Source organism: Streptomyces sp. NPDC048436, from assembly GCF_043200355.1.
Classification (GTDB): Bacteria; Actinomycetota; Actinomycetes; order Streptomycetales; family Streptomycetaceae; genus Streptomyces.
This window is the reverse complement of record NZ_JBICXP010000002.1, coordinates 690,968-700,193: the sequence shown is the minus strand read 5'-3', so window position 1 is coordinate 700,193 and position 9,226 is coordinate 690,968. Positions and strand designations below refer to the sequence as shown.

The window sequence follows — 9,226 nt, the reverse complement described above, 5'->3', positions numbered from 1 at the left end:
TGAGGACCCCGCCCATGCGCAAGATGCACAGGATGTACGAGACGCACCGCAGACCCCGCAAGAAGCTGGCCGCGCTAGCCGCGGTCACCGCCCTCCTCGCGACCGGCGGCGCCCTGGGCACCTCCACCGCCCTGGGCGCCCCCACCGCACCACCACCGGCGACGGCCAGAGCCGACGGAGGAACCCTTCGCATCGTCGGCGAGAAGCGGATCGACGCCCGCACCGTCGACCTCACCGTGGACTCACCCGCCGTGGGCGGAAAGCTCCCCGTACGCGTCATCCTGCCCGCCCGCTTCACAGAGCAGCCGGACCGCGAGTGGCCCGTGCTCCACCTTCTCCAGGGCGCCCACGACGACTACACCTCGTGGACCCGGGAGACGGACGTCGAGGAGTTCCTGGCCGACAAGGACGTCATCACCGTGATCCCGTCCTCCGGCCCCACCGGCATCCCCACCGACTGGTGGAACCACGGCAGCCCCGACGCCCCCGACTACGAGGCCTTCCAGGTCGAGGAGTTGACGGACCTCCTCCGCCGGAACTACCGCGCGAACGGCACCCGCGCCGTCGCGGGAGTCTCCACCGGCGGCTACGGGGCCATGGCGTTCGCCGCCCGGCATCCCGGCACCTTCGGCGCGGCAGCCTCGTACAGCGGCATCCTGGACACGACGGCCCTCGGCATGCCGACGGTGGTGAACGCCATCGTCGCCCGCGAGGCCAAGCTCCCCTCCACTCTCTGGGGCAGCCCCTTCCTGCACCGCGAGAACTGGAAGCGCCACAACCCCGCCGCACAGGCGAAGAACCTGGCCGGTACCCGGCTGTACGTCGCCCAGGGCAGCGGCATCCCCAGCAGCGACTTCGGCAACCTCGAAGGAGCCGTCCTGGAGGGCACGCTGTGGGGCCAGGCGCACGGGTTCGCCCGGCAGCTGGACCGTGCCGGCGTCCCGGCGACGGTCCACTTCTACCGAGGGGGCTCGCACGCCTGGCCGTCCTGGCAGCGGGAGTTCAAGGCTTCCTGGCCGACGCTCGCGGCGGGCCTTGGGCTGCCTCCGGAGGTGTCCTGACGTCGGCGGCGAGACGGGCGAGCCGCCGCTCGTCCGGCCACCGCACCGCACTCGCCCACGAGGCCAGCTCGAAGAGCCGTATCAGCCGGGCGCTGGAGTCGACCTGCCCGCGCAGCACCCCGTGCCGTGCGGACGTCGGGTCGGCGTGGTGGAGGTTGTGCCAGGACTCGCCGCCGGAGAACGGGGCGAGCCACCACACGTTCCCCGAACGGTCACGGACCCGGAAGGGCCGGGCCCCGCTCAGATGGCAGATCGAGTTGATCGACCAGGTGACGTGATGGAGCAGACCGATGCGGACGAGCCCCGCCCAGAAGAACGCGGACCAGGCGGCCCCGGAGTCCCAACTTCCCTCGCCCCAGAGCCCGCCCGCCACGGCGGGCGCGCCGAACGAGAACAGCACGATCAGCGGCTGCCACCGTGCCACCAGGGCAAGGTCGCGGTCGGCGAGGAGGTCAGGGACGTACGTGTGCTGGTCGGTCCTGTCGTTGTTGAAGGTCCAGCCGACGTGCGCCCACACCATGCCCTTGAGCAGCGCGCGAACGGACGTGCCGAACCGCCAGGGGGAGTGCGGATCGCCGGGCCGGTCGGCGAACCGGTGGTGGCGCCGGTGATCCGCGCACCAGGTGATCGCGTCGCCTTCGACGGCCATGGTCCCGGCCACCGCGAGCGCGATCTTCAGGGGGCGGGCGGCCTTGAACGCCTTGTGCGTGAAGAGGCGGTGGTAGCCGATGGTGATGCCGTGCACGGCGATGGCGTACATCACCGCGCCGATCACCAGATCGTGCCAGGTGACGCCCCACCCCCACAGAACGACGGCCGACGCGATCACCGCGACAAAGGGAATACCGACGAGCACCCCCACCACGGCCCGGTCATATGTCCCCATGCGTTCGCCCAAAGTGGTATTCACGCGCTCTTGTGTCATGGGTCTGCTCACCTTCCAGTGCGGGTGAGCCGGACATTAGCGGCGGGAATGAGAGGGCCTCTACTCGAAAAGTGATGAGAGTGCCCGGGGTCTTTAGCGGTCCCGGTGAATCGCGGTCAATCAGCTTGTACGTGATGGCATTTGACCCCACTGTATGGACCTCGCAACGTTGGACAGCTGTGCCGAGGGAGGAACCTCATGGATGTGCTGGCAGAGGCAGTTGTCGCGGGAGCCGACGCCGACGAACTGCGCCGGCTTCCCGTACCCGCAGAATTCACCGCCGCGCATCTGCGGAGGGAAGATGTGGAGAGTTTCACGGGGGTGGCGGACAAAGACGTCCGGAAAACACTCCACGTAAGTCCCGTGCCCATGCCGGAACTCGCCCCTGACGAAGTCCTGGTGGCCGTCATGGCGAGCGGAATCAATTACAACACCGTGTGGTCGGCGATGTTCGAGCCGCTCTCCACCTTCTCCTTCCTGAAGCATTTCGGCGCGAAAGGCGGCTGGGCCGAGCGGCACGACCGGCCGTACCACGTCGTCGGTTCGGACGCGGCGGGCGTCGTCGTCCGTACGGGAGCGGGAGTACGCCGCTGGGACGTGGGCGACGAGGTCGTGGTGACCCCCGCCTACGTGGACGAGGAGGAACCGGCGACCCACGCCGACGGCATGCTCGGCGACTCCCAGCTGGCCTGGGGCTTCGAGACCAACTTCGGCGGCCTCGCACACTACTGCGTGGCCCGAGCCAGTCAACTCCTGCCCAAGTCGCGCAGGTTGACCTGGGAGGAAGCGGCTGCCAGTCCGCTGTGCGCGGGCACCGCCTACCGCATGCTCGTCAGTGACAGGGGCGCCCGGATGACCCAGGGCGACATCGTGCTGATCTGGGGCGCCGCGGGTGGCCTCGGCGCGTACGCCGCGCAGCTCGTACGCAACGGCGGCGGCATCGCGGTGGGCGTGGTGAGCAGCGAGGAGAAGGCGGAGCGTGCCCGCGCCTTCGGCTGCCACGCGGTGATCAACCGTGCCGAGATCGGTCTGTCCGGCAGCGCTCCGGCCGACCCGGCGGCGGTCGGCAAGAGGCTCGGCAAGCGGATACGCGCCGCGGTGGGCGAGGACCCGCACATCGTCTTCGAGCACGTCGGCCGGGCGACCTTCGGCGTCTCCGTCTTCGTGGTCCGCCGCGGTGGCACCGTCGTGACCTGCGGATCGAGCACCGGCTATCTCCACGAGTTCGACAACCGCTACCTCTGGATGCGCCTCAAGCGCGTCATCGGCAGCCACGGTGCCAATCTCCAGGAGCAGGCCGCGGTGGCCCGTCTCCTCGACCTCGGCCATATCGAGCCCGCCCTGTCGGTGACGTACGACCTCCAGGACACGGCCGAAGCCGCCCGCCTCGTCCAGGCGAACGGCCACACCGGCAAGGTCGGCGTGCTCGCACTCGCGCCACGGACCGGCCTCGGGAAACGCGAGGTCCCCTGAGGGGCTGAGGGCCGGTGACGCCGCTCGGGTCACCGGCCCCGCCGGCTCAGCGGACCGTCACGTAGACCAGCGGCGAGATGGCACGGCCGCCGACGATGCGCAGGGAGTTGCGCCCCTTGAGGCCGAGCTTGACCCGCATGTTGTAGACCCCGTTGCGCGCGGTGTACACCGACGCGGGCAGCGACACCCACCACTTGCCCTGCTTCTGCTGCAGCGTGACGCGCGTACCGGCGCGCATGTTGCGGCCGGTCCCGTAGATATGGAACTGCTGCCAGGCGCGCACACTCTTCACGTTCGCCTTCGCCGTCAGCGTCGGACGCGGGGCCGCGGTCGCCGCGGTCCCGTGCGAGGTGTGCGGGGCCAGGGGGCCGGCCCCGGCCGTCGCGGGGCTTGCCAGGATGGCCACGGCCGCGAGTCCCGCCACCGACACGTACTTCAAAGTCCACCGATTCACATTCAACTCCCTTTCTCCAGCTTTCCGTTGATGTATCGCTTGGTCTTCTTGCCGAGATAGCTCCGCCAGCCGCCGTCGGGTCGCTGCCCCACTTCGAGTCCGCGCAGCCGGGCGAGGACGGCCGGGTCCTGGACGTCGAGCCAGTCGACGAACTGCCTGAAGGAGACGAGACGCACGTCCTGCTTCCCGGCGACGCGTCTGAGGGTCTGCTCGACGGCGTCCATGTAGATGCCGCCGTTCCACTCCTCGAAGTGGTTGCCGACGAAGAAGGGGGCGCGGTTCGTCTCGTACGCGCGCCGGAAACCGGCGAGATACGACCCGGCCGCCTGGGTGCGCCAGGCCGGATAGTTGTACGAGGGTGCCCGCGTCGAGGTCTTCGACTGGTTGGCCAGGATGTTGTAGTCCATGGAGAGGACTTCGAATCGGTGCCCGGGGAACGGCATCTGCTGGAGCGGCAGATCCCACACCCCGTGGCGTTTGTCCGGCCAGCGCTGCGTTCCGCCGGGCGACGAGGAGTCGTAGCGCCACCCAAGATCGCGGGCGACGGGCAGCAGGTTGTTCTGGCCGAGAAGGCAGGGGGTGCGCCCGCCGACGAGTTCCTTGTCGTAGTCGAAGGGCAGCGGGGGGAGGTCGCTCCAGCCCGTGTTCGTGCGCCATTCCTTGACGAAGGACATGGCCTGGTCGATCTCGCTCTGCCATTGCGCGGGCGTCCAGTTGGCGACGCTTCCGGTGCCGGTGCAGAAGTGGCCGTTGAAGTGCGTGCCGATCTCGTGGCCTTCGAGCCAGGCTTGACGGACGTACTTCAGGGTCTCCTTGATGTGGCCGTCGGTGAGATAGCCGATGTCGGAGGCGCCGACCGCGTTGTTCGGCGGCTGATAGAGCCGTTTCTTCGACTCGGGCAGGAGATAGAGCCCGGAGAGGAAGAACGTCATCCGTGCGTCGTGTTCCTCGGCGAGCTTCAGAAAGCGGGGGAAGAGACCGTTGCCGACCTCGCCCGCGCCGTCCCAGGAGAAGACCACGAACTGCGGGGGCGTCTCGCCAGGCTCCAGCGGGACGGGCTTGGGGAGCTGGTTCGGCTGCTTCCCCGTATACGCCGTCGAGCCGTCACCGATCGGCTTCGCCGGACGCCGTTCCGCTTTCCGCTGCGAGCCGTGATGGCCGTCTTCCTTGTCACGTCCCTGCCCACGGGGTCCGGACGGGGAAGGGGAAGCCGTGTCCGTGGACCCCCACTCCTTCACACCGCAACCGGCGAGGCCGGCGCCTGCTGTCGCCGCAAGTGCAAGGCCCAGCGCGTGCCTTCGGTCGACCGCGCGCATGCTCGCTCCGTTCGCTCACTTCCTGGACGCACCATGTGTAGACCGCAGAGAGATAAACGAATCAGATGAATATCTGTCTTTTGCTGGATTTGACCCACCATGGGTGATCACCGTCAGTGACGACACGCGGTGTGAGGTGAGGTGCTCTGCCCGAGGGGTGACGCAACGTGAGATCTGAAGGGCCATCAGGGGACGGTCACTGGGCCATTGGTGGCTGGTGGGGGTGGCTCAGGTCCCCGGTGGATCCCACCCGCACGGAGGCGTCCACCCGCCTCTGCCGAGCGCCCGGTCAGGTGGATCATCCGTCCCCACAAACTGGCCCTGCGTGATGCCGTCGCCCAGCTCACGGAGATTACTGGCCCCGGACATGACACCCAGGGTTGGATGGCGGTCATGACCAGCGGACGCAGAAGAGCGGAACTGTTCGTCGACGAAGAGCGGGACGGCCGCCTGAGCGCGCGGACCACCGGCGACGAGCGGCGTATGCTCACCGACTTCCTCGCGGCCCAGCGCACGACGCTCGAGCTCAAGTGCGCGGGCCTGGAGGCCGAGTTGGCCCTCCGGGCCGTGGAACCCTCCACGCTCTCACTGCTGGGCCTCGTCCGGCACCTCGCGGACGTGGAGCGCCGCTGGTTCCGGTGCGTGCTCGCCGGTCAGGACGTACCGCTTCTCTTCGGCACGGACGCCGACCCCGACCAGGACTTCGACGGCGCCGGGCCCGAACCGGCGGTGATCGCCGCAGCGTGGGAGGCCTGGCGCTCCGAAGTGGCCTTCGCCGACCGCTTCGTGGCCGAGGCGCCCGACCTGGACGTCGAGGGCGACGACGGGTGGCGCGGGAGGGTGTCGCTGCGGTGGGTGCTCATCCACCTGGTCGAGGAGTACGCCCGGCACAACGGCCACGCCGACCTGCTCCGCGAGCGGATCGACGGCGCGATCGGCCTGTAGCGGGCTACCGCGCGGGCGCCAGCCGTGTGACCAGGTCGTGCCAGCCCGCGTCCAGGCGGTCGAGCGGCATGCCGCGCTCGACCACCAGGTGGTGGACGAGGACGCTGTCGACGGATCCCAGCAGGGTGTGCGCGAGGAGGTCGGAGTCGCCCGTCACGCCTGCCTCGCGCAGCAGCATCGTGACGTGGGTCAGGCGCAGGCGGTTCGCCGGGACGGCGTAGGTGCGCAGCGGGTCCGTCCTGGATGCCAGGATCAGTTCGCTGTGGTCGCGTTCGTGGCGGATGAGGGCCGGGCCGAACGCGTGCAGGCGCTCCAGGGGCGGCGCTTCGGGGCCGAGGGGGGCCGGTCCCGTGAGGAAGGCCGCCTGGAGTTGCTGCTCGCGGTGGTCGAGCAGGGCGACGAGGAGGCCGGTGCGGTCGCCGAAGCGCCGGAAGACGGTTCCCTTGCCGACGCCCGCCTCCGTGGCCACCGCTTCCATGGTCAGCCGGCCGGCCCCGCATTCGGCCATCAGCCGCGAGGCGGCCTCAAGCAGACGCGTGCGGTTGCGCGCCGCGTCGGCCCTGAGTGTCGGCGGTTCGCCGACCGGGGTGAGAACGAGGTCCCTCGCGACGCCCGGGCTGTCGGGCGAGGGGAGGAGCGGGGGAACGGGACCGGTCATGGATCCAGCGTAGCGCTGCGAGAGCCTAAGTGGACCGCGGTCCGGATAGGTGGTACAAATTTAAACGGACCCCGGTCCGCTTGGTCTATGCCTTGTATGTGTGTTCTGTCCGCACTCTCGTCTGCCAGCCTCTCGTCTGTCAGCACTCTCAGGAGTTCCGCCATGTCTGTACGCATCCTCGCCCTCGTCGGCAGCCTCCGCGCCGGCTCCCACAACCGTCAGCTCGCCGAGGCCGCCGCCAAGCACGCGCCCGCGGGTGTCGAGATCGACCTCTACGAGGGTCTCGCGGAGGTGCCCTTCTACAACGAGGACGTCGACGTCGAAGGAAGCGTCCCGGCCGCCGCGGCCCGTCTGCGCGAGGCGGCGGGCAGCACGGATGCCGTCCTCCTCTTCTCGCCCGAGTACAACGGCACCATGCCGGCCGTCCTCAAGAACGCCATCGACTGGCTGTCCCGCCCGTTCGGCGCCGGTGCGCTGTCCGGCAAGCCGGTCGCCGTCGTCGGCACCGCGTTCGGCCAGTACGGCGGCGTGTGGGCGCAGGACGAGGCCCGCAAGGCCGCGGGCCTCGCCGGTGGCGCGGTCCTGGAGGACGTGAAGCTGTCCATCCCCGCCTCCCTGACGCGCTTCGCCGAGACCCACCCGGCCGACGACGCCGAGGTGGTCACGGCCCTCACCGAGGTCGTCACCCGCCTCACCGAGCAGGCCACCCCCGCCGCCGCCTGACATGTGTGTTCCCGGCGGCGGAGCACCCTGCCGCCGGGGTAGCCCTCCTGAAGTGGGCTCCCTCCTGGCCGAGTTGCCCCCGATATCGGGGTGTGGTGACGAGCTGACCCGGCTAACGTTCCCCCAGCAAGTGACTCCCGAGGAGATGACATGCCCGGCTACATACCCGGTTACCCGAGCACGCGCTGACGTTCCAGGTCGCGAACGACCTGTCATCGCGTGCTGCCCCTGATGTGCGGCACAGCGAGCCTTCCTCCGCCTGATCTTCCGGCGCGCCCTCCCCGCGCCCCGGACGGCAGGCGTCGTCGCTCTCAGCCGCTCAAGGGGCCCTTGTGCCGTCCACTTCTCCTGCCGATCCCGCGCGCTTTCAGCCGGGTTCGTCGAGTCCTTCAGATCCATCAGATCCTTCAGATCCATCGGGCCCGCCGAGTCTGTGGCGGGACGCCGACTTCCGCGGACTCTGGTGCGGACAGACCGCCTCGCAGCTCGGGGCACACGCGACTCAGGTGACCCTGCCGCTCATCGCCGTGCTGGCGCTCGACGTCGGCGCAGGCCAGGTCGGCGCCCTGCGCGCGGTGGAACAGGCGCCGATCCTGCTGTTCTCGCTCTTCGCCGGGGCGTGGGTCGACCGCCGCAGAGCCCGCGACGTCATGGTCTTCGCGGACCTCGGACGCGCTCTGGCCACGGCCGCGATCCCCGTGGCGTACATGCTCGGCGTACTCGGAATTCCGTTGCTGCTGATCCTCGCCTTCCTCATCGGCGTCCTCAGCGTGTTCTTCGACGTGGCCTACCAGGCCTCCCTGGTGAGGCTGGTGGAACGCCGCCAACTCGCGGCAGGGAACAGCGCGTTGGAGGGCAGCAGATCCGCGGCGCAGATCGCAGGGCCCGCGCTGGGCGGCGCGATGGTGTCATCGCTCTCCGCGCCGGTCGCCACCGTCACCGGCGCGTTCTTCTTCGCGCTGTCCTTCCTCTCGATCCGGCGTATCCGCCGACGTGAGTCGCTCCCCGCACAGGCCGAGCGGCCTCCGCGCGTGCGACGGCAGATCCTGGAGGGTCTCCGGTTCGTCGTCGGCAACACGTCGTTGCGGGCCGTGGGCCTCGCCACGGCCGCCTTCCAGTTCTCGCTCGCGGCCCTCATGACCGTCTACCTGCTCTTCCTGCCCCGCGGACTTCACCTGTCGGGCACGGCCATCGGCCTGGCGTTGGCGGCCATGGGCCCGGGCGCGGTGGTGGGCTCCCTGCTCGCGGCCAGGCTGCCGGGGAGATTCGGCTACGGGAGAGTCCTGCTGGCCTCAGCGGTGCTCGCCGACGGTGTGATGCTCTGCGTACCGGCGCTGCACGGCTCCTCCGCCCTCACCCTCACCCTGCTCATGGCGATCAACTTCTTCTTCGGAGCCTTCGGTCAGCTGGTCAACGTCGCGATGATGGCCGTACGGCAGGCCATCACGCCCGTCCGGATGCAGGGCCGCACCGTCGCGACCATCAATTTCGTCGGTATGGGGCTGACGCCACTCGGTTCACTGCTGGGCGGCCAGCTGGCGGGCGAGCACGGACCGCGCACGAGTCTGCTGCTCACTGCCGTCGGCCTCGCGCTGTCCCCGCTGTGCATGGCCTTGTCCCCGCTGGCGCGTCTGGGGAAGCGGCTTCCTGAAGAAGAGCCGAGTCCTAGAT

8 protein-coding genes and 1 pseudogene are annotated in these 9,226 nt (G+C 69.6%); 5 read left to right on the top strand and 4 right to left on the bottom strand.

What is annotated here, in order from left to right; genetic code table 11:
- Positions 1-14: 14 nt before the first annotated feature.
- A complete protein-coding gene (locus ACGFX9_RS09600; protein WP_393467330.1) occupies positions 15-1,061 on the top strand; it encodes an alpha/beta hydrolase in 1,047 nt (348 codons plus the stop codon).
- Here the strand turns inward: ACGFX9_RS09600 and ACGFX9_RS09595 are convergent.
- Positions 1,003-1,971 (bottom strand): acyl-CoA desaturase, encoded by a 969-nt coding sequence (locus ACGFX9_RS09595; RefSeq protein WP_393467327.1) that lies wholly within the window; start codon positions 1,969-1,971, stop codon positions 1,003-1,005. The genes ACGFX9_RS09600 and ACGFX9_RS09595 overlap by 59 nt on opposite strands.
- A 213-nt stretch (positions 1,972-2,184) precedes the next feature.
- Between ACGFX9_RS09595 and ccrA the strand changes: the two genes are divergently transcribed.
- A complete protein-coding gene (gene ccrA, locus ACGFX9_RS09590) occupies positions 2,185-3,459 on the top strand; it encodes a crotonyl-CoA carboxylase/reductase (RefSeq protein WP_393467324.1) in 1,275 nt (424 codons plus the stop codon).
- Between the two features lie 46 nt (positions 3,460-3,505).
- Here ccrA and ACGFX9_RS09585 read toward each other — a convergent pair whose 3' ends face one another.
- The gene (locus tag ACGFX9_RS09585; protein ID WP_393467321.1) at positions 3,506-3,913 is read right to left on the bottom strand and encodes a hypothetical protein; all 408 of its coding nucleotides are present in this window, start codon (positions 3,911-3,913) and stop codon (positions 3,506-3,508) included.
- A gap of 2 nt (positions 3,914-3,915) precedes the next feature.
- Entirely contained in the window at positions 3,916-5,229 is a 1,314-nt protein-coding gene (locus tag ACGFX9_RS09580; protein WP_393467318.1) for a hypothetical protein, read from the bottom strand.
- Between the two features lie 393 nt (positions 5,230-5,622).
- Here ACGFX9_RS09580 and ACGFX9_RS09575 point away from each other — a divergent pair, with 393 nt between their 5' ends.
- Entirely contained in the window at positions 5,623-6,174 is a 552-nt protein-coding gene (locus tag ACGFX9_RS09575; RefSeq protein ID WP_393467315.1) for a DinB family protein, read from the top strand.
- Between the two features lie 4 nt (positions 6,175-6,178).
- Here ACGFX9_RS09575 and ACGFX9_RS09570 read toward each other — a convergent pair whose 3' ends face one another.
- Complete coding sequence (locus tag ACGFX9_RS09570; protein ID WP_393467312.1) at positions 6,179-6,832, bottom strand: TetR/AcrR family transcriptional regulator; 654 nt, start codon at positions 6,830-6,832, stop codon at positions 6,179-6,181.
- Positions 6,833-6,994: 162 nt separating this feature from the next.
- On the opposite strand from ACGFX9_RS09570, the gene ACGFX9_RS09565 reads away from it, so the two are divergent.
- Positions 6,995-7,555 carry an NAD(P)H-dependent oxidoreductase gene (locus tag ACGFX9_RS09565; RefSeq protein ID WP_393467310.1) on the top strand — a complete coding sequence of 187 codons (561 nt, stop codon included), beginning with the start codon at positions 6,995-6,997 and terminating at the stop codon, positions 7,553-7,555.
- Positions 7,556-7,986: 431 nt separating this feature from the next.
- A pseudogene (locus ACGFX9_RS09560) lies at positions 7,987-9,204 on the top strand (MFS transporter); the annotation flags it as partial.
- Positions 9,205-9,226: the final 22 nt, after the last annotated feature.